Source organism: Vibrio pomeroyi (assembly GCA_041879425.1).
In the GTDB taxonomy this organism is placed as follows: Bacteria; Pseudomonadota; Gammaproteobacteria; order Enterobacterales; family Vibrionaceae; genus Vibrio; species Vibrio pomeroyi_A.
In genome coordinates, this window is sequence record CP090854.1 from 3,176,770 (window position 1) to 3,198,504 (window position 21,735).

A 21,735-nucleotide genomic window follows, 5' to 3' on the forward strand; every position below is an offset into this window, starting at 1 on the left:
CTAAACATATCAATCTGTGTGGACACTTATCGTGAATATCTTCGTATAAGGAGGTGATCCAGCCCCAGGTTCCCCTAGGGCTACCTTGTTACGACTTCACCCCAGTCATGAACCACAAAGTGGTGAGCGTCCTCCCCGAAAGGTTAAACTACCCACTTCTTTTGCAGCCCACTCCCATGGTGTGACGGGCGGTGTGTACAAGGCCCGGGAACGTATTCACCGTAGCATTCTGATCTACGATTACTAGCGATTCCGACTTCATGGAGTCGAGTTGCAGACTCCAATCCGGACTACGACGCACTTTTTGGGATTCGCTCACTATCGCTAGCTTGCTGCCCTCTGTATGCGCCATTGTAGCACGTGTGTAGCCCTACTCGTAAGGGCCATGATGACTTGACGTCGTCCCCACCTTCCTCCGGTTTATCACCGGCAGTCTCCCTGGAGTTCCCGACATTACTCGCTGGCAAACAAGGATAAGGGTTGCGCTCGTTGCGGGACTTAACCCAACATTTCACAACACGAGCTGACGACAGCCATGCAGCACCTGTCTCAGAGCTCCCGAAGGCACACCTGCGTCTCCGCTGGCTTCTCTGGATGTCAAGAGTAGGTAAGGTTCTTCGCGTTGCATCGAATTAAACCACATGCTCCACCGCTTGTGCGGGCCCCCGTCAATTCATTTGAGTTTTAATCTTGCGACCGTACTCCCCAGGCGGTCTACTTAACGCGTTAGCTCCGAAAGCCACGGCTCAAGGCCACAACCTCCAAGTAGACATCGTTTACGGCGTGGACTACCAGGGTATCTAATCCTGTTTGCTCCCCACGCTTTCGCATCTGAGTGTCAGTATCTGTCCAGGGGGCCGCCTTCGCCACTGGTATTCCTTCAGATCTCTACGCATTTCACCGCTACACCTGAAATTCTACCCCCCTCTACAGTACTCTAGTTCACCAGTTTCAAATGCAGTTCCGAGGTTGAGCCCCGGGCTTTCACATCTGACTTAATGAACCACCTGCATGCGCTTTACGCCCAGTAATTCCGATTAACGCTCGCACCCTCCGTATTACCGCGGCTGCTGGCACGGAGTTAGCCGGTGCTTCTTCTGTTGCTAACGTCAAGAGATGCAGCTATTAACTACACCCCCTTCCTCACAACTGAAAGTACTTTACAACCCGAAGGCCTTCTTCATACACGCGGCATGGCTGCATCAGGCTTTCGCCCATTGTGCAATATTCCCCACTGCTGCCTCCCGTAGGAGTCTGGACCGTGTCTCAGTTCCAGTGTGGCTGATCATCCTCTCAGACCAGCTAGGGATCGTCGCCTTGGTGAGCCATTACCTCACCAACTAGCTAATCCCACCTAGGCATATCTTGACGCGAGAGGCCCGAAGGTCCCCCTCTTTGGCCCGTAGGCGTTATGCGGTATTAGCCATCGTTTCCAATGGTTATCCCCCACATCAAGGCAATTTCCTAGGCATTACTCACCCGTCCGCCGCTCGACGCCCTTAACGTTCCCCGAAGGTTCAGTTAAGTCGTTTCCGCTCGACTTGCATGTGTTAGGCCTGCCGCCAGCGTTCAATCTGAGCCATGATCAAACTCTTCAATTTAAGATTTTGTGACTCAACGAATACTGACTTCAAAACTAATATTCATTCGAAAATGAACATGTAATTCTAAAGCTATTACCATTCCAACAGAATGATAATGAATTGACTGTGCCAAATAACCCCTCTCTATAAAGAAAGTAATTATTCGTATTGGTCACTCAGTTCATTGAAATCATTGTGTTACCGAAGTAACTGCTATTACCTAAGTAATAACGTTTTGATATTCATCAACGAGTGCCCACACAGATTGATAGGTTTAAATTGTTAAAGAGCTTCTCTTCGTTGTGACTTACATCACTTCGGAAGAGGCGGCCATTCTAGCGACTTAATCCTCAGTGTCAAACACTTATTTGGAATTAATTTCTACTTTCTAAAAGTAGGAGCGAATAATCACTCAAAGCTAGTTGCCTTCACTAACATTCTTCGCTGAAGCCTTGTGGCGTCTGCCGTGTCAGTGAGGCGGCATTATAGAGATGCCGCTCTTATTGGCAAGCATTAAATGCGTTTTTTATTGAAAAAAGAGGTTAAGCGAAGACATTTCAACCAAGGGCTTATTTATACCATTTTCACCCCAAGTTTCGAACAAATTACCCACAACACCTTGTGGATAACTACTCTCCGTTATCAAAAAAGTAAGATAAACGAGCTCTTGGGTTTAGATACTCTCTCACTTGTTCCGGTAATTTACTTGGATGAACGGCATTGACGATTTTTATCTCTTTAATAAAGAGGTCAATAATCGGGGCTTGGGTTCTTGGCACGCTAGGATCATAGATAAGCACGTTCGGATAAAGCATATGCTTGGCATTAACAGATATCACAATCCCAATCGAATCATTTGAAAGCTGTACTACCGTTCCTGGCGGGTACACTCCCATAAACTTGACCAACAAACTCAAGTTGTCCTGACTATATAGATGCTTGCAACTCTTATATAAGTGAGACAATGCCAGATACGGGATCATTTGTTGAGATTGAGTTTTACCATGGCAAAGGTTATCAAATGCATTAGCCACTGCGACTATCTTGGCAAATTCATCTATCTCATCTTCTTTTAAGCCTTCGGGATAACCAGAACCATCATTCATCTCATGATGTTGAGCAATCACCTTTTTGGCCCTTTCAGGAAAGTCATCAATTGTTGAGACAATGTCTGCACCATATTTAGTGTGAAGCTTTAAGTAGTTCTCTTCTGGTACCGTAAGCGCACTCTGCTTTCTTAATATGGCGACTGGTATTTTGATTTTGCCTACATCGTGGAACAACGCTGCGAAAGAAAGATCTTTTAATTGCTGCGTATTGTAACCTTTCGCTTTACCTATCATCAGCGCGACAACAGAAACATTCAGTGTATGAAAGTAGATGTCTTCAAAATCAGCTTTAGCATTCATAAGGTGCAATGTGACGTTATCATCGCTTACTAATGTTTCGACAATGTCATCAACCAGAGCTTTTACCTCCCCTACTGCATCTAAAGGTCGGTTACGGATCTTGGTCATCACAGAACGCATGCGAGCAAGCGAACGTTCGAACTCTTTCTCGCAATGACTCACTCTGCGACGATAAGAGCTTAGAGTTTCGATACGTTCATGCTTATCTTTCCACATTCTTTCTGCGTCAAGGCTTACTTGTAAATCAGTATCGGCTTCTTGCTCAATCACGTGGTTAGCAGGTAGAGGAGATGTATCGCTTTGATTCAAGTTTATATAGACGTGCTTAATCCCAAGATGTCGAATTACCTTTACTTGGGCGTCATCTTTGATTTTAAAACTGTTGAATAAAAATGGGTGTTCATTCCATTTTACGGGGAGTCGTATATGCAGACCGGGCTGAATGCGATCTACGGTAATCTTTATGCTGCCCATTTTTATATATAATATTGATTAATAATCTCTATTTATAATTCTAATAAAACCAAGCAGCAATTTCACTATCCAATTTCACAGGTTCAATTTAAAGAATCGCAATGCACCATCCAGCGTATCCCAAACTTATCTTCGACCTTACCAAACCGAGCGCCCCAAAAAGTATCCGCTAACGGCGTCATTACGCGACCATCTTGCTTTAGCTTTTCAAAGATTTGCTCTTGAGTTGCGGTATCTTCGGTAACAAGAGAGAGCGCAAGGTTGTTCCCTTCTAGTTCTTTTGCCTTTACACCATCAGACATCATGAGCTTCATGCCAAATGCTTCGAACTCAGCATGCATAACCCAATCAGGTTGAGCTCCCTCTATTACCTGTGGTGCATCACTAAAGAGTTGCTTCGATAAAACCACACCGCCAAAACACTTATGATAAAAATCCAACGCTTCACTACAACGACCATCAAAAAACAAGTAAGGGGTTACTGTCAGCATATCTTTCTCCTCTATTGCTACTTTAAACATAGACAATAGAAGAAGGAATGACAGGTAACAGTATGATTTAAGATGATTAATTTATTAGAAAATGAAATTACGAAGGGAAACAGCAAGATTGAGGAATGAAACAACAAGATCTGACTGATTGTACAGGCGTTCCTGCCGTCACCGCGAAGGTAATGCTTTCCATACTCCAGATACAACAAAGCCCCAACTTTCGTTGAGGCTCTATCTTAAAATATGGTACCGGTAGGCGACTTGACTGGGCTTGCATCCAAGCCGACACGCTGGGTTTCAAATTCACAAACGCCCAAAACGACGAAAGGCCGCTATAAAAGCGACCTTTCTATATTTGGTACTGGTCAGGCGGACTGATTGGACAGGCATTCCTGCCGCTACCACGAAGGCAACGCTTTCCAGATTCCAGATACAACAAAGCCCCGACTTGAGTCGAGGCTTTGTCATTTAAATATGGTACCGGTAGGCGGACTTGAACCGCCACGCCCGAAGGCAACGGATTTTGAATCCGTCGTGTATACCAATTTCACCATACCGGCATTATCTTGGGGCATTGCCCTTTCGATGTTTGGCATTATACGTATGCGAACTGATGTGGCAAGTATAAAAACTTGAATTCATGTGTGTTTGCCGATAATTTCGCCACTAAGTCATAAGCTGTGCGTCATGTCTCTTTTCAGGCCAAGCCTTAAACTATATTCTGACGCCTCAATTTTTAAAGAAGTAATAACACCATGACATCAACAAACACTCTGCCACCAGCTGGGGTAATGCGCCGATTTGGTGCCTTGTTCTATGACGCTCTTATCGTAATCGCTATTGAGATGATGGCGGCTGGCGTCATTGTTGCTCTGCTACACGCGCTCATGGCTCTTGGCGTTTTCAATCATAGTGGATATGCCGATGTTAGTGACTTCTTAACTAACCACCCTATTTGGAGCCCTGCTTACACTTTTTACCTAGTAGTGGTTTGGGTGTACTTCTTTGTGTTCTTCTGGACAAGAGCAGGCCAAACGTTAGGGATGAGAGCTTGGAAACTACGAGTTCAAAACAAAGATGGCTCTGCGATTACAATCACTCAGGCACTTATCCGCTTAGGCACTTCAGGTTTTGGATTAGCAAACCTATGTGTTCCATTCGACCCTCAAAAACGTGGCTTCCACGATATCTGGGCGAAAACGGAAGTGGTCGTGTTACCTAAGGCTCGATAACACCATTATTCGAAACCCAAACAAGATCAAAAAAGGAAGGCGCTATGCCTTCCTTTTTTCTATCTACAGTTTTCGCCTCAAGAGCATGATGGCGATTCCGAGGAACACCACGCTCGGTGCTATCGCACCAAAGGCCGGTGGTATTTGATAAACCAAACTCACTGGGCCAAAGAACTCACTGGATATATAGAAGGTAAAGCCAGCGATAACACCAGACAAAATCCTAGCACCCATGGTCACACTTCGCAGGGGACCAAAGATAAACGACAGTGCCATCAACATCATTACGGCTATCGATATAGGTTGAGTTATCTTTCTCCACAACGCAAGTTCATAGCGTGATGCATCTTGCTCTGATGCCTTCAGATAAGACACATAATCATACAACCCACTCAAAGAAAGCTCTTCCGGCTTAACTGTTACTATAGCAAGCTTGTCCGGAGCTAGTGATGTCTCCCATCTATAAGTGGGTAAACTTTCTTTAGTGATCTGGATTTCATTTTCGAACGACGTAATCTCCACATCGTTCATAGTCCAAACATTGTCTCCAACGTAATCCACTTCTTCAGAGTAGATAGCCGTTTTGAGTGCTTTGTTCTCATCAAAGCGCCACATGTTCATACCGTAAAGCTTCTCATCATCTATTTTAACGATAAAGATGAAGTCATTGGCGTCACGAGCCCAGACACCGCTTTGAGTCGAGATGATATTACCACCAGCGATCGAGATGGTTCTTAAGTCACGAGCCATCTTCTGAGCTTGAGGCGCGCCCCATTGACCAAGAAGAGTCACGACGATCATGAGCGGGATAGCGGTTTTGAGTACCGATAAGCCGATATCTAATTTTGAGAAGCCTGCCGCCTGCATAACGACCAGCTCAGAGCTCGCAGCCAACATACCCAAACCAATCAATGCACCAAGCAATGCCGCCATTGGGAAGAACATTTCAATATCACGAGGAATACTCAGTAAAACGAAATACAGAGCTTGCAGTAGATCGTATGTACCACGACCAACCTTTCTCAGTTGCTCTACATACTTGATGATCCCAGAAAGACCAACAAACGTCACCAAAACCAGTGACGTCGTCGCGATGATGGTTCTGCCTATATATAAATCGAGAATCTTAAACACGGCTTAAGCCAACCTCTTATTCTTGAATTTTTCTTTCAAACGCCTTACTGGCACGCTATCCATAAAGTTTGCACCAATCGCGACAAATAACAATAACGCATTAATTGGCCACATGCCGATTACCGCTGGGATACTGCCCTCTTCAATAGAAGATTTAGTCGCACTGATTGCCAAGAAGTAAGTCAGGTAAATCAGAATAGCCGGGCCAATCTTTGCAAAACGGCCCTGTCTTGGGTTTACCGCAGACAGTGGCACAACAAGCATGGTCAACAATGGAATACACAGTACCAATGAAATACGCCACTGTAATTCCGCTTTCGCGCTATTGTTTGGATTACCAATCAGTTCAAGGGTTGAGATCGCTTCCCAGTCTCGTCCTTTCTTCTCAACTTCACGCTGACCAATCAGGCCTTCGTACTCTTCAAAGTGCGTCACCATATAATCAAGACGTGTAGGCACACCTTCATGACGAGTGCCATCGTACATAACAATGACTTGGCGACCGTCACTGAGCTCTTTTACATCCCCTGATTTAGAGAACATCACGCTCGGAAGTACAGAGTCACGTGGACGCATTTGAGCAACGAACACATTTTCTAGCTTATTACCGTCGATATCATCGATGAATACCACAGATGAGCCATCCGGCGTACCTTCAAACTTACCCTTAGGTAGCAAATCGACACTGTTCTCTGCGGCAACTTCTTCATACATTTGCTCAACTTTGTCTTGCGACCAAGGAGATAACCAAAATGAGTTAAAGGCTGCAACCGATGCGGTAATCAAAGCTAAGTAAAGCGCAGATTGGATCAGGAATTTATTACCAATACCCGTAGCGTTCATCACTACAATTTCACTTTCAGCGTAAAGGCGGCCAAAAGTGAGCAAAATACCAATATAGATACTGAGTGGCAGCATCAACAAACCCATTGCTGGCATATTTAGACCAACAATCGACAATATGAGACTCGCAGGGATATCACCATCAGAGGCGTCCGCTAAAACACTGATGAATTTTTGGCTGAGAAACACGAGAAAGAGAACAAAAAAGATCGCAAATTGGCTCTTGATTGTCTCGCGGATCAAATATCTAACAATAATCACGCTCAAATTACCTATACAAAACTTGTTTTTTTGATTGAATCACTATAATTTCCCGTTGAACCTTTTATTTTTTTAAATTTTTAGCTAAGTGTTAGCGTTCTTCTTTAAGGTTAGTTCCATTATAGGATCCAACAAGTAAGAACCCATTATCTAACATTTAGTTCGATTTGTCTTCAGGATGTAGGAGTACGCATGGAGTTCAGTGTAAAAAGTGGCAGCCCAGAGAAACAGCGCAGCGCATGTATCGTTGTCGGTGTATTCGAACCGCGCCGCCTTTCTCCAGTAGCCGAGCAATTAGATAAGATTAGCGATGGCTACATTAGTTCACTGCTTCGTCGCGGTGATCTAGAGGGTAAACCTGGCCAGATGCTACTACTGCATCAAGTACCTGGTGTACTTTCAGAACGTGTTCTACTAGTAGGCTGTGGTAAAGAACGTGAGCTAGGCGAGCGTCAATACAAAGAAATTATTCAAAAAACCATCAGCACTCTAAACGAAACAGGTTCTATGGAAGCAGTATGTTTCCTTACAGAACTTCACGTTAAAGGCCGCGACACTTACTGGAAAGTTCGCCAAGCGGTAGAAGCGACTAAAGATGGTCTTTACACATTTGACCAATTCAAGAGCAACAAACCAGAGACTCGTCGCCCACTACGTAAATTGGTATTCAACGTACCAACACGTCGCGAGCTAAGCCTTGGTGAAAAAGCGATCTCTCATGGTCTTGCTATTGCTTCTGGTGTTAAAGCGTCTAAAGATCTTGGCAACATGCCACCAAACATTGCTAACCCAGCATACCTTGCCTCTCAAGCTCGTCGCCTAGCTGACGACTTCGAAACCGTAACGACTAAGATCATCGGTGAAGAAGAGATGGAAAAACTGGGCATGACTTCTTACCTAGCGGTAGGTCGTGGCTCTAAGAACGAATCAATGATGTCTATCATGGAGTACAAAGGCGCACCTGATTCAGATGCAAAACCGATTGTACTTGTAGGTAAAGGCCTTACGTTCGATTCAGGCGGTATCTCACTTAAGCCTGGTGAAGGCATGGATGAGATGAAGTACGACATGTGTGGTGCGGCGTCTGTATTCGGTACAATGAAAGCATTGGCGAAACTTAACTTGCCAATCAACGTTGTCGGTATTCTAGCGGGTTGTGAAAACATGCCTGGTAGCAATGCTTACCGCCCAGGTGACATCCTAACGACTATGTCAGGCCAAACAGTTGAAGTTCTAAACACTGATGCTGAAGGTCGCTTGGTTCTTTGTGATGCACTAACTTACGTTGAGCGTTTCGAACCAGATTGCGTAGTTGACGTTGCAACGCTAACAGGCGCGTGTGTTATTGCTCTAGGTCACCACATCAGTGGCGTTCTATCAAACCACAACCCACTGTCTCACGAACTTGTGAATGCTTCTGAGCAAGCAAGTGACCGTGCATGGCGTCTACCAATGGCAGACGAGTACCATGAGCAGCTAAACAGCCCGTTCGCAGATATGGCGAACATCGGCGGCCGTCCTGGCGGTACTATCACTGCTGGTTGCTTCCTGTCTAAGTTCACTAAGAAGTACCACTGGGCTCACCTAGATATCGCAGGTACAGCTTGGAAATCTGGTGCAGCGAAAGGCTCGACAGGTCGTCCTGTCTCAATGCTAGTCCAATTCTTATTGAACCGCAGCGGCCATGAGACTGAAGAGCAATCTTCGAAATAATAAAAAGGGCCTACGGGCCCTTTTTTAATAAGCGCTATTTGTTAGAGTCGATTGACCCAGTAAGATGAATAGTCACGATTTCCAGTTCGAGTATTAAGCATGCAGACAGCTACGTTTTACATAGTGTCATCAGACAGCCCGCAAGCCAGTGAAGAAGGTTTTGCTCATTATGTGCTGTTTCTTGCTCAGCACTTTGCGAAACAAGGCGCTAAACTTTACCTCAACTGCAATGACAAAGAACATGCCGAGCGTATCGCAGAGATTTTCTGGCAAGTTGAACCCAGCGAATTTATTGCGCACAACTTAGTTGGCGAAGGTCCGAAATATTCAACCAACATTGAAATCGGCTACCAAGGTGTAAAACACAATTGGAATCGTCAGCTAGTAATTAATCTGGCCGATAATCATACAACCTTTGCGAACGCCTTTGCTCAGGTGATAGACTTCGTTCCTTGCGAAGAAAAAGCTAAGCAACTCGCTCGAGAAAGGTATAAAATTTACCGTCAGGCTGGTTATCAGCTACAAACTATCGAGATTCAACATCCATAGTCAAACCTCATAGTTAAAGCTATCTTTGGATTTAGATTCAAGAAGCTTCACTTATGAAGTTTGACCACGATTAACCATTCACAGTATCCGTTTAAGAGCACTATGGAAAAGACATACAACCCAACATCAATCGAACAAGCTCTGTATCAGACTTGGGAAGAGAAAGGCTACTTTAAGCCACACGGTGACACATCAAAAGAAGCTTACAGCATCATGATCCCGCCACCGAACGTCACTGGCAGCCTGCACATGGGTCACGCGTTCCAAGATACGATCATGGATACGCTTATCCGTGCTCAACGTATGAAAGGCAAAAACACGCTTTGGCAAGTGGGTACTGACCACGCTGGTATCGCAACCCAAATGGTTGTTGAGCGTAAGATTGCTGCTGAAGAAGGCAAAACAAAACACGACTACGGCCGTGAAGCTTTCATCGACAAGATCTGGGAGTGGAAAGGCGAATCAGGTGGCACGATCACTCAACAACTTCGTCGTCTTGGTGCATCTGTAGACTGGGATCGTGAGCGATTTACTATGGATGACGGCCTATCGGCTGCGACTCAAGAAGTGTTCGTTCGTCTATACGAAGAAGACCTAATCTACCGTGGTAAGCGTCTAGTAAACTGGGATCCTAAACTGCACACTGCGATTTCTGATCTTGAAGTTGAAAACAAAGACAAAAAAGGCTTTATGTGGCACTTCCGCTACCCGCTAGCGAACGGTGTTAAAACGGCGGATGGCAAAGACTACATTGTTGTTGCTACTACTCGTCCAGAAACCATGCTTGGTGATACTGGCGTAGCCGTAAACCCAGAAGATCCACGTTACAAAGATCTTATCGGTAAAGAAATCCTGCTTCCTGTTGTTAACCGTCTTATCCCTATCGTAGGCGATGAGCACGCAGACATGGAAAAAGGTACTGGTTGTGTGAAGATCACACCTGCTCACGACTTTAACGATTACGAAGTTGGTAAGCGCAACAACCTACCAATGATCAACATCCTAACGTTCAACGCTGATATCCGTGATGCTGCTGAAGTATTCACAACCAACGGCGAAGAAAGCGATGTTTACTCAACAGACATCCCTGCTAAGTACCAAGGCATGGAGCGCTTTGCTGCTCGTAAAGCTATCGTTGCTGAATTCGAAGAACTTGGTCTTCTTGAAGAGATCAAAGATCACGACCTAACCGTGCCTTACGGCGACCGTGGTGGTGTAGTTATCGAACCAATGCTGACTGACCAATGGTACGTACGCACAGCACCTCTTGCTGAGCCTGCAGTTAAAGCCGTTGAAGATGGTCAAATCCAGTTCGTGCCTAAGCAGTACGAAAACATGTACTTCGCGTGGATGCGTGACGTGCAAGACTGGTGTATCTCTCGTCAACTTTGGTGGGGCCACCGAATCCCAGCATGGTACGACAACGATGGTAAAGTTTACGTAGGTCGTACTGAAGAAGAAGTTCGTGAAAAGAACAACCTAGCGCCTGTTGTTGTGCTGAAGCAAGACGACGACGTACTAGACACTTGGTTCTCTTCTGCACTTTGGACGTTCGGCACACAAGGCTGGCCTGAAGATACTGAAGCACTGAAAACATTCCACCCATCTGAAGTACTAGTATCTGGTTTTGATATTATCTTCTTCTGGGTTGCTCGTATGATCATGATGACCATGCACTTCGTGAAAGACGAAGATGGCAAGGCTCAAGTACCTTTCAAGACGGTTTACATGACGGGTCTTATCCGTGATGAAAACGGCGACAAGATGTCTAAGTCGAAGGGTAACGTACTTGACCCAATCGACATGATTGACGGCATCGGCCTTGAAGAGCTAGTAGAAAAGCGTTGTGGCAACATGATGCAACCTAAACTGGCTGCTAAGATCGAAAAAGCAACACGTAAAACTTTCGAAAACGGTATCGAACCATACGGTACTGACGCTCTTCGTTTCACTCTTGCTGCTATGGCTTCAACAGGCCGTGACATCAACTGGGACATGAAGCGTCTTGAAGGTTACCGTAACTTCTGTAACAAGCTATGGAACGCAAGCCGTTACGTACTGATGAATACAGAAGAGCACGATTGTGGCATGTCATTGTCTGTTGAAGACCGTGCAAACATGGAATTCTCTCTAGCGGATAAGTGGATTGAATCTCAGTTTGAAGTTGCAGCGAAAGAGTTTAACGCTCACCTAGACAACTACCGTCTAGACATGGCAGCAAACACGCTTTACGAATTCATCTGGAACCAATTCTGTGACTGGTACCTAGAGTTAACGAAACCTGTTCTTTGGAAAGGTACTGAAGCTCAGCAACAAGCGACTCGTTACACGCTTATCACGGTTTTAGAGAAGACTCTGCGTCTTGCTCACCCAGTTCTTCCTTACATCACTGAATCTATCTGGCAGAGCGTTAAGCCGCTAGTAGACGGCGTTGAAGGCGAGACAATCATGACTCAAGCGCTTCCTCAGTTTAACGAAGATAACTTCAATGCTGAGATCGTAGAAGACATCGAATGGGTTAAGACCTTCATCACAGCTATCCGTAACCTACGTGCGGAATACGACATTGCGCCAAGCCAAGGCTTAGAAGTAATGATCAAAGTCGCTGATGAGAAAGACGCTGCTCGTATCGAAGCGAACAAGATCGTTCTAAACTCTCTAGCTAAACTAGACGACATTAAAGTTCTAGCAGACGGCGAAGAGACTCCGGCTTGTGCAACTAAACTGGTTGGCAAATCTGAGCTGATGATCCCAATGGCGGGTCTTATCGACAAAGATGCAGAGCTTGCTCGTCTAGATAAAGAAGTAGCTAAAACTCACGGTGAGATTAAGCGTATCGAAGGTAAGCTAGGTAACGAAGGTTTCGTTGCTAAAGCGCCAGAAGCGGTTATCGCGAAAGAGCGTGAGAAGCTTGAAGGCTACCAAGAGACTCTTGTTAAGCTTGAAGAGCAAAAAGCGACCATCGCTGCTCTTTAAAACTGAATGAACGAGGAGGTTTCTACCCTCTCGCTCTAGATAAAAAGGTTGGCCTTCATGGTCAGCCTTTTTTTATGCCCCAAGTTCCACCCTAGTCAGATTCACTCAAGTTAATTGATAGCTTTTGCCTATCAAAACAATCTTAACTACCCATTAGATTTAATGATAATAATTCTCAATAATAGCTCTATCGAAACAACACAACGACTGAGTAATTATCATGAAAAAGACACTAACCTTTGCTGCATTACATTTTACTATCGCATTTAGTGTCGCTTACGTACTAACCGGCGACATCTTAATTGGTAGCTTAATCGCTATGATTGAGCCTTCTGTGAATACGGTCGCCTTCTATTTTCATGAAAAGGCGTGGGCTCAAGTTCCAGCACTTAAAGCTCGTCAGTGGATGACAAAATTAAAAACAGCAAGTTTTGCGACCATTCACTTTAGTGTTGCCTTTACCGTCGTCTACTTGTTGACTGGCGATGCCTTCATCGGCGGCGTGATGGCTTTGCTTGAACCAACTTTAAATACAGTTGCTTACTACTTCCACGAGAAAGTGTGGTTACGAAAAGCAGAAAGACAAACAGCCCAACCTCAGTTTTGTTTGCACCAACATGCTTAATTAAGAGAATTTACCATTGACAAAGTTGCGTACCACAATTAATTTAATTGCGGTACGCAACTTTATGTAAGAGTGAAAATTATGGATGCTCGAAAACTAAGACAATACTCCCGCCAAGCCGTGCGCTTACTGGGTATGCTTGATAAACAGTGTGGTGAGGTCACGCTCACTCCTGTTCAAGCTCACGCATTAGGAGAGATCCAACTCCAACCTTTAACCATCAATCAATTAGCACAACAGCTCAATGTCGATAAATCTAATGCCAGTCGAACGGTGGCAGGCCTCAGCAAACTTGAGTTGGTAGAGACTATCGAAAATCCAAAAGACAAACGCAGCCAATTGGTGACACTGACGTCTCGTGGACAAAACATGTTGAGTCAATTAGACGTGCAACAAAACACCTTTTTCGAAGACATGTTGCAGACTCTCAATGAGGATGAGCAACAACAGCTGAAAGTTGGACTGGAAACGTACTTAAAAGGGTTAGCGAATGTCTGCCAAGCTGACGAGTTCATACTTCGCCCACTCACTCAATCAGATAACCCACAGTTAGCCGAAGTGATTAGAAAGGTTTCAGCGGAGCATGGACTAACAGAAGATAAAGGTTATGGCGTGGCCGATCCTACCCTTGATGACATGTACTCTGTCTATAACAAAGAGAACGCAATGTACTGGGTGATCGAATATCAAGGTGAAGTGGTAGGTGGCGGTGGTTTTGCACCATTAGCTGGCCGACCAGATGTATGTGAGCTACAGAAAATGTACTTCTTACCACAAACCCGAGGGCAAGGTTTGGCAAAGCGCATCGTTGCTCAAAGCCTAAAACTGGCTAAGCAGCTTGGTTACCAGCATATGTACTTGGAAACAACGGAATGCTTGGGTGCTGCAGTAAAACTCTATGAAAAACTGGAGTTTCAACACCTTGATTTAGCTTGGGGCGAAACAGGCCATGATGCTTGTGAAGTTGTCATGGCCAAAGCGTTATAAGTATCAGACGCTAGTTGCTAGCTTTTAACGTAAAAAATTACTCACACAAGACGCTGGATTTAAGGCAACGAAAGAACTCTCTTTTTGCCCATCGAGTTCAACTTCTAACTGGTATAAGTGCTTAGGGTTAGGCTTCTCAAGGTTAAATACCATAGGAGCCTCCACTTGAAACACCACGCCAGTATGCTCAGCTCGCACATCTATCGGCATCACGAGTGTCATGCCGTTGAACTTAATTGATGCAGATACCAAACCTGCTTTTAGCGTCTGATAAATCACATCCACTTTAAACTCACAGCCACCACCGTGGTGCCAGATCTGCTCTGTGACAACTTGTTCTAGTTTGACGTTTCGAATGAACTGCAGGTACGGCGCTTGCCAAATCCCGATGCGTGAATCAGATTTAGCGATAGGCTGTGAAGATATAGACTCATCCATATCCTCTTCGAGCAACAAGCTCTCCTCTTCTTCAAGGAAAAGGATCTCAAAACGGTTTCGGCCAGACTGCATATAAGGGCGGATATCTTTGCGATATTCAGCTTGGCTACCATCGCAATCAAACACGGCAACGCCATTCAGTCGTACTTCTGCAAAGTAATCGACACCCGCTACGACCAACTCAACGAATGGACACGCCAACATAGCATCATCAACTTCGATGTCATGCATCAGGTGCCACTCTTGCTCTGCGATTTCATCTTCACTTAAGCTATCAGGGAGCTTTGAGCTTAATGGAGCAGGAAAGGTAATGTCATCTTGTGGGATAGAGAGATCCGTCAATGGCGAAATTTGCCAAAGACCATCGAGAAGTAACCGCATATCATTCCTTGAGCCAGATCAATTTTGACCGCATTATAATGAATGAATGCATTTAAAGACATTTATTTTTCTGAGGATAAAAAAATGCCAGCTATAGGCTGGCATTCTTTCAAACTGGGAAGAAGTTACTCTTCGCCTTCATCATCTTCGTCAGGGTAGATAGCATCTTCACCTTCGTAGTAAGTGCCCCAACCGTCGTAGATAATGTCGAATTTCTCTGCAAGGTTCACAAGCTTCTCAACTTGCGCATCGATCGCTTCAGCATCTAGAGTTGACTGCATAGTTGCATCACAGCAAAGTAGCTTGTTGCCATCTTCGTCTTCTGTCTCTTCAGCCTCAAGCACTTCAAAGCCCATTTTGAATGCTTCAACAACTGCTTTCTCAAGCACTTCGAAATCTTCAGCAAATAGGTGATGCTCGATATCGTATAGAGCTTCAGGATCGCTACCATCTTCAATTAGTGCTGCAATGATGTCGCGAGTCTCTTCCTTTTGAAATTCAATTAATTCCGCTACTGATAGATATTCATCTTCGTGAGACATGTGTCTGCTCCAGAGTGTTGACTATGAAAAGATCAAATTTGATTGCCACGAAATATGGCACGGATCGTCCAGAAAAGCCACCCAGATCAGGCTTAGAAAGGTAAGTTTATCGCCAGATAGCGGGAGCAATATCAATTCAAAAGTGAAATCAAAATCACAGAAACAAATTTTCAACATTTTATTAACTGACGTCTGTTTTAGCATTTCATCTTTATTGTCGCTTCAAGCGTATTTGAATAGAAATTGCGTGCTTAGTCACCACAGATGCATACGCTCAACCCGTTTCAAGGTGCATAAAATCCCAGCTTGCTATCAAAAAGTGAATAATAGTGAATAAAAAGTCACGAATAATAAGCAAAATAGATTTCTCGTACACACTAAATCGAGCATAGATCCTCAAAACAGTTGTTCCATGAGATACACGCTTAATTAGTACTTAACCCCAAAAAATCAAATTAATCCGGTTTTTAATACCATAAATTCAAAAAATACTTTGTATTTACGCAACCTCCAAAACTTGCATATTACGGCCAAGCTTGTCATAAATAGACGCTGGATTAATAGTAAGGATGCAAAATGAGTAAGCTGTACGTTGGCTCCGAAGTCGGTCAATTAAGACGAGTTCTCCTAAATAGACCTGAAAGAGCACTCACCCACCTCACCCCTTCAAACTGTCATGATCTTCTATTTGATGATGTGCTTGCTGTTGAAGCTGCTGGTGAAGAACATGATGCTTTTGCAGAGACACTGCGTAGCCAAGACGTAGAAGTGCTACTGCTACACGACTTGCTTGTCGAAACACTTGCCGTACCTCAGGCTCGCGAGTGGCTGCTGAATACTCAAATCTCAGATTTCCGTTATGGGCCGACTTTTGCCCGTGACTTAAGAAGCTATCTTGCTCAAATGGATAATGAGCATCTAGCAACTATCTTACTCGGCGGCTTGGCTTATTCTGAGCTCCCTATCAAATCATCGTCGATGCTACCTAAGATGCATCGCCCACTTGATTTTGTTATCGAACCACTGCCGAACCACCTATTTACGCGTGATACTTCATGTTGGGTTTATGGCGGTGTGTCGCTGAACCCTATGATGAAACCGGCGCGTCAACGCGAAACAAACCACTTGCGAGCTATCTACCGCTGGCACCCTGTGTTTGCCGGACAAGACTTCATTAAGTACTTCGGTGATGAAGATTTGCACTACGACAACGCCAATATTGAAGGCGGTGACGTACTGGTTATCGGTAAAGGCGCGGTACTGGTTGGTATATCTGAGCGTACCAAGCCACAAGGTGTCGAAAATCTAGCGGCGAGCTTGTTCCGTTCGGGTCAGGCAACCGAAGTGATTGCTATCGATTTACCAAAACACCGCTCTTGTATGCACCTTGATACGGTGATGACACATATGGATATCGACACTTTCTCTGTCTACCCTGAGATTGTTCGCAAAGATCTAGATACTTGGCGCCTAACACCTAAAGAAAATGGTGAGATGCGCGTAGAGAAAGCGGAAAACTACCTGTCAGCAATTGAAGGGGCTCTCGGCCTTGATCAGCTGAAGATCATCACAACTGGTGGTGACAACTATGAAGCTGAACGTGAACAGTGGAATGACGCTAACAACGTACTGACAGTCAAACCGGGCACCGTTATCGGTTATGAACGCAATGTTTACACCAACGAGAAATACGACAAAGCGGGCATCGAAGTTCTGACAATTCCAGGCAACGAGTTAGGTCGTGGTCGTGGTGGCGCTCGCTGCATGAGCTGCCCTATCGAAAGAGACGGTATCTAAGCTGATAGTTCAATAGAACAAAAACAATAACTTATCTAGGCCAGTACCATCGTACTGGCCTTTTTTATTAAATAAATAAAATAAATATTCACAAATATAGCATTTTTATGTTTAACTGAGTTCTTCATTGATTCTATATACACAAGGAGCGAGAGATGGCCTTTAATCTTCGCAATCGTAACTTTCTAAAACTTCTCGACTTTACTCCTAAAGAGATTCAGTTTTTACTCGATCTGTCTGCTGACCTAAAAAAAGCTAAGTATGCAGGTACAGAGCAGAAAAAGCTTATCGGTAAAAACATCGCTTTGATCTTTGAAAAAGCATCAACTCGAACTCGATGTGCTTTTGAGGTAGCCGCCTTTGATCAAGGTGCTCAAGTCTCTTACTTAGGCCCTTCTGGTTCTCAGATTGGCCAGAAAGAATCAATGAAAGATACGGCTCGTGTATTAGGTCGTATGTACGACGGCATTGAATACCGTGGTTTTGGCCAAAGCATTGTCGAAGATCTTGGCGCATACGCTGGTGTGCCAGTTTGGAACGGCCTAACCGATGAATTCCATCCAACTCAGATCTTGGCTGACTTCCTTACAATGATCGAACATGGTCGCGGTAAACACCTACACCAGATCAGCTTTGCTTACCTAGGCGATGCGCGTAACAACATGGGTAACTCACTGTTAGTCGGTGCTGCGAAAATGGGCATGGATATTCGCCTTGTCGCGCCAAAAGCCTTTTGGCCAGAAGAACAACTTGTCGAAGAGTGCCAAGCCATTGCACAAAACACTGGTGCAAAAATCACGTTAACCGAAGACGTTGCTGAAGGCGTGAAAGGTTGTGATTTCCTATACACAGACGTTTGGGTTTCAATGGGTGAAGCCCCTGAAGCTTGGGACGAACGTGTTGCGGTAATGAAACCATACCAAGTGAATATGGATGTCATTAAGCTAACTGGCAATCCTCAAGTGAAATTCATGCACTGCCTACCCGCTTTCCATAACAATGAAACCGTGATTGGTCAGCAAGTCGCAGACAAGTATGGAATGAACGGCTTGGAAGTGACGGACGAAGTGTTTGAATCTGACTACTCAATTGTATTTGATGAAGCAGAGAATCGCATGCACACCATCAAGGCGGTGATGGTCGCGACGCTTGGTCAATAGACAATAATGAAAGTAAACAAAAGCTTGATGTAATCGCTTGCGCTCACAAATTGAAAGCGTATAATTCTCGGCAATTTGTCTGAGAGTAGTGAAAATGACGCCAAGCAATGTTGTGATAAAACATAATGATATTGTGATAAAACATAATAAAATTGTGAAAACACCTAATATTGCTCGCAAGCTAGCATGCTTGCCAGGCCGTCTATTCTGCTTTTCAGCACTTTTTTAAAGCCTCCCATTATGGGGGGCTTTTTTATGGCCAATACATTATTGTGGGGAAGAAGATCATGGCGAATTCGCTCTATCAAAAGCACATCATCTCAATTCCAGAGCTTTCTCGTGAAGAGCTAGAATTAATTGTTCAAACGGCAGGTCAACTTAAAGCTGAACCAAACCCAGAACTCATCAAGAACAAAGTTGTTGCCAGCTGCTTCTTCGAACCTTCAACACGAACTCGTCTCTCTTTTGAAACTGCGATTCAACGCATCGGTGGTGATGTGATTGGTTTCGACAGCGGTGGTAATACTTCACTGGCGAAGAAAGGTGAAACGCTAGCAGACTCAGTGCAAGTTATCTCTTCATACGTTGATGCTTACGTAATGCGCCACCCTCAAGAAGGTGCTGCACGTCTAGCTTCTGAATTCTCTAACGGCGTACCTGTGATTAATGCAGGTGACGGTGCAAACCAACACCCGACACAAACACTATTAGACTTGTTCTCTATCGCTGAAACACAAGGCCGCCTAGATAACCTAAACGTGGCATTCGTTGGTGACCTGAAGTACGGTCGTACGGTTCACTCTCTGACTCAAGCACTAGCGAAATTCGACAACATCTGTTTCTACTTTGTGGCACCAGAAGCGTTGGCGATGCCAGACTACATTTGTGAAGAACTTGATGAAGCGGGTATCAAGTACCAACTACTGACCGACATGGAAGATGTGATTCCTGAGCTGGATGTTCTGTACATGACGCGAGTTCAAAAAGAGCGCTTTGATGAGTCGGAATACGCGCACATCAAATCAGCGTACATCCTAACGGCTGCACTTCTAGAAAACGCACGTGATAACTTGAAGGTTCTGCACCCTCTTCCTCGCGTTGACGAAATTACTATCGATGTCGATAAAACACCTTACGCTTACTACTTCCAGCAAGCCGAGAACGGTGTTTACGCGCGTGAAGCATTACTAGCCCTTGTTCTTAACGAAACGCTGTAGAGGAGAGAGATCATGTCTAAAGAGACTCAATTAAAAGTTGAAGCAATCAGAAACGGTACTGTTATCGACCACATCCCAGCGAACATCGGGATCAAGGTGCTAAAACTGTTCGACATGCACAACTCTCATCAGCGTGTGACCATTGGCCTAAATCTGCCGTCATCGGCACTCGGTGGCAAAGACCTGCTTAAGATTGAGAATGTGTTTATCACAGAAGAACAAGCGAGCAAGCTGGCGCTTTACGCACCTCACGCGACAGTGAACCAAATCGAAGATTACGAAGTGGTTAAGAAGTTAGCCCTAGAACTTCCTGAGCAAATCAACGATGTGTTCGAGTGTCCAAATACTAACTGCATTACGCACAACGAGCCTGTTGAAAGCAGCTTTAAGATCTTTGAAAAGAAAGAAGATATTCGATTGAAGTGTAAGTACTGCGAAAAAGTTTTCTCTCGCGAAATCGTGACTGAAAGATAACGTCATACGGCAACCCGTTTGAACGCAAAAACTATCAAATACCTCGCCTGTGCGAGGTATTTTGCGCTTTACCTAGGCTAAGTTTGAAGGCACACTGAAAAACGATTTTTATCTAATAACTGATGGAATAAACCAATGACTAAAGTACTTCACACAGAATCTGCTCCAGCTGCAATCGGCCCATACGTACAAGGTGTTGACCTTGGCAACATGGTACTGACTTCTGGTCAAATCCCAGTAAACCCAGCAACTGGTGAAGTATCTGCGGATATCGCAGTGCAAGCTCGCCAATCTCTAGACAACGTTCAAGCGGTTGTTGAAGCCTCAGGCCTGACTGTAAAAGACATCGTAAAACTAACGGTATTCGTTAAAGACCTAAACGACTTCGGCACAGTAAACGAAGTTTACGGCAAATTCTTCGATGAGCACGGCGTTGCAAACTACCCTGCACGTTCATGTGTTGAAGTTGCTCGTCTGCCAAAAGATGTAGGTATCGAGATCGAAGCTATTGCGGTTCGCAAATAGTCTTTCTAAATCTAAAATAAACGTCTGAGCATAAAGCTGAGTGTTTACCAGATACAAAAAAAGGTTGCCCATTTGGCAACCTTTTTTATTGTTCTGCGTTTTGCTCAATTACTTCTTGTTGAGCTCAACCACTTCTTTGTCTAATTCTTCAAGTTTCGCAGCCATTTGCTCACGAGCTAAGTTAGCCAGTTCACGAACGTTAGACTTATCAAAACCTTCAGTGCTGATTGGGGGCAGCATCTCAACAATCACATGACCATTGTTCCAACGGTTTAGCTTCACGCCACCCGTTGAGCTACACACGATAGGGATAATCGGCAAGCCAGCACCAATCGCAGCATGGAAAGCACCCGTTTTGAATGGCAGCAAACCGCGACCACGAGAACGCGTCCCTTCAGGGAACATCCATACTGAAACGTCGCTCTCTTTTAGGCTAGTCACTACCTGATCAATAGTACCTACCGCTTTGCTGCGGTTAGCACGGTCAATAAGAATGTTACCCGTCAGCCAGTAAAGCTGACCAAATAGCGGCATCCACACTAGGCTCTTCTTACCAACCGTCACAACTTTAGGCGTTACCGCTGATGAAATCGTGAATAGATCCCAGCTGTTCTGGTGGTTCGCCACATACACATGTTGGCCACGAGAATAAGCATCTTCTGGGATACGAAGTTCTAACTTCATGCCGAAAATTTTCGACATACGACCGAAGTAACGGCCAAAGGTAAATACGTGTTTCGGATTACGTGGGCTCAGTAAACAGTAACCACACCCAAATACAAACATAAGAATCGCAAATATCGCCACTGCGAAAATACGTAATATTGCTATCATTTTGTTCCTCACCAACCGCGAAGCGGGTTCATCTATTCGCACAAACACTGGCAATAGATTCACTTGCGGTAAATACAACTATAAAAAAGC

At 44.7% G+C, this 21,735-nt stretch carries 18 protein-coding genes, 1 tRNA gene and 1 rRNA gene; 11 read left to right on the top strand and 9 right to left on the bottom strand.

The features are described from left to right. Positions 1 to 46: 46 nt before the first annotated feature. The 4 genes from L0992_13960 to L0992_13975 form a co-directional block, all read right to left on the bottom strand. A 16S ribosomal RNA gene (locus L0992_13960) occupies positions 47 to 1,601 on the bottom strand. A 611-nt stretch (positions 1,602 to 2,212) separates the two neighbouring features. Beyond that, the gene (locus tag L0992_13965) at positions 2,213 to 3,466 is read right to left on the bottom strand and encodes an HD-GYP domain-containing protein (GenBank protein XGB66781.1); all 1,254 of its coding nucleotides are present in this window, start codon (positions 3,464 to 3,466) and stop codon (positions 2,213 to 2,215) included. An 83-nt stretch (positions 3,467 to 3,549) separates the two neighbouring features. Further along, the gene (locus L0992_13970) at positions 3,550 to 3,957 is read right to left on the bottom strand and encodes a VOC family protein (protein XGB66782.1); all 408 of its coding nucleotides are present in this window, start codon (positions 3,955 to 3,957) and stop codon (positions 3,550 to 3,552) included. Positions 3,958 to 4,432: 475 nt separating this feature from the next. After that, a tRNA-Leu gene (locus L0992_13975) sits at positions 4,433 to 4,517 on the bottom strand. A 195-nt stretch (positions 4,518 to 4,712) separates the two neighbouring features. Here L0992_13975 and L0992_13980 point away from each other — a divergent pair. Continuing rightward, positions 4,713 to 5,189 (top strand): RDD family protein, encoded by a 477-nt coding sequence (locus tag L0992_13980; GenBank protein XGB66783.1) that lies wholly within the window; start codon positions 4,713 to 4,715, stop codon positions 5,187 to 5,189. Positions 5,190 to 5,252: 63 nt separating this feature from the next. Here L0992_13980 and lptG read toward each other — a convergent pair whose 3' ends face one another. Together lptG and lptF are read right to left on the bottom strand one after the other, a co-directional pair. Beyond that, positions 5,253 to 6,323 carry an LPS export ABC transporter permease LptG gene (gene lptG / locus L0992_13985; GenBank protein ID XGB66784.1) on the bottom strand — a complete coding sequence of 357 codons (1,071 nt, stop codon included), beginning with the start codon at positions 6,321 to 6,323 and terminating at the stop codon, positions 5,253 to 5,255. A gap of 3 nt (positions 6,324 to 6,326) precedes the next feature. Then, complete coding sequence (gene lptF / locus L0992_13990; GenBank protein ID XGB66785.1) at positions 6,327 to 7,427, bottom strand: LPS export ABC transporter permease LptF; 1,101 nt, start codon at positions 7,425 to 7,427, stop codon at positions 6,327 to 6,329. 192 nt (positions 7,428 to 7,619) lie between these two features. Here lptF and pepA point away from each other — a divergent pair, with 192 nt between their 5' ends. The 5 genes from pepA (at position 7,620) to L0992_14015 (ending at position 14,277) form a co-directional block, all read left to right on the top strand. Continuing rightward, positions 7,620 to 9,140 (top strand): leucyl aminopeptidase, encoded by a 1,521-nt coding sequence (gene pepA / locus L0992_13995; GenBank protein XGB66786.1) that lies wholly within the window; start codon positions 7,620 to 7,622, stop codon positions 9,138 to 9,140. Between the two features lie 99 nt (positions 9,141 to 9,239). Next, entirely contained in the window at positions 9,240 to 9,689 is a 450-nt protein-coding gene (locus tag L0992_14000) for a DNA polymerase III subunit chi (protein ID XGB66787.1), read from the top strand. Positions 9,690 to 9,791: 102 nt separating this feature from the next. Then, a complete protein-coding gene (locus L0992_14005) occupies positions 9,792 to 12,665 on the top strand; it encodes a valine--tRNA ligase (protein ID XGB66788.1) in 2,874 nt (957 codons plus the stop codon). A gap of 220 nt (positions 12,666 to 12,885) precedes the next feature. Then, the gene (locus L0992_14010; protein XGB66789.1) at positions 12,886 to 13,290 is read left to right on the top strand and encodes a DUF2061 domain-containing protein; all 405 of its coding nucleotides are present in this window, start codon (positions 12,886 to 12,888) and stop codon (positions 13,288 to 13,290) included. An 81-nt stretch (positions 13,291 to 13,371) separates the two neighbouring features. Then, positions 13,372 to 14,277, top strand: a complete 906-nt coding sequence (locus tag L0992_14015; protein XGB66790.1) for a bifunctional helix-turn-helix transcriptional regulator/GNAT family N-acetyltransferase — start codon at positions 13,372 to 13,374, stop codon at positions 14,275 to 14,277. 24 nt (positions 14,278 to 14,301) lie between these two features. Here the strand turns inward: L0992_14015 and L0992_14020 are convergent, their stop codons facing one another. After that, entirely contained in the window at positions 14,302 to 15,096 is a 795-nt protein-coding gene (locus tag L0992_14020; GenBank protein XGB66791.1) for a hypothetical protein, read from the bottom strand. Between the two features lie 125 nt (positions 15,097 to 15,221). After that, positions 15,222 to 15,638, bottom strand: coding sequence for a ribonuclease E inhibitor RraB (gene rraB / locus L0992_14025; GenBank protein ID XGB66792.1), 417 nt, complete (start codon positions 15,636 to 15,638; stop codon positions 15,222 to 15,224). A 576-nt stretch (positions 15,639 to 16,214) separates the two neighbouring features. On the opposite strand from rraB, the gene arcA reads away from it, so the two are divergent. From arcA to L0992_14050, 5 genes are all read left to right on the top strand, one after another. Next, complete coding sequence (arcA, locus tag L0992_14030; protein XGB66793.1) at positions 16,215 to 17,435, top strand: arginine deiminase; 1,221 nt, start codon at positions 16,215 to 16,217, stop codon at positions 17,433 to 17,435. Between the two features lie 155 nt (positions 17,436 to 17,590). Further along, a complete protein-coding gene (locus L0992_14035) occupies positions 17,591 to 18,595 on the top strand; it encodes an ornithine carbamoyltransferase (protein ID XGB66794.1) in 1,005 nt (334 codons plus the stop codon). 287 nt (positions 18,596 to 18,882) lie between these two features. Beyond that, positions 18,883 to 19,812 carry an aspartate carbamoyltransferase gene (pyrB, locus tag L0992_14040; protein XGB66795.1) on the top strand — a complete coding sequence of 310 codons (930 nt, stop codon included), beginning with the start codon at positions 18,883 to 18,885 and terminating at the stop codon, positions 19,810 to 19,812. Positions 19,813 to 19,824: 12 nt separating this feature from the next. Then, the gene (gene pyrI, locus L0992_14045; GenBank protein ID XGB66796.1) at positions 19,825 to 20,286 is read left to right on the top strand and encodes an aspartate carbamoyltransferase regulatory subunit; all 462 of its coding nucleotides are present in this window, start codon (positions 19,825 to 19,827) and stop codon (positions 20,284 to 20,286) included. Between the two features lie 135 nt (positions 20,287 to 20,421). Next, positions 20,422 to 20,811, top strand: coding sequence for a RidA family protein (locus L0992_14050; GenBank protein ID XGB66797.1), 390 nt, complete (start codon positions 20,422 to 20,424; stop codon positions 20,809 to 20,811). Positions 20,812 to 20,919: 108 nt separating this feature from the next. Here L0992_14050 and L0992_14055 read toward each other — a convergent pair whose 3' ends face one another. Next, entirely contained in the window at positions 20,920 to 21,645 is a 726-nt protein-coding gene (locus L0992_14055; protein XGB66798.1) for a 1-acylglycerol-3-phosphate O-acyltransferase, read from the bottom strand. Positions 21,646 to 21,735: the final 90 nt, after the last annotated feature.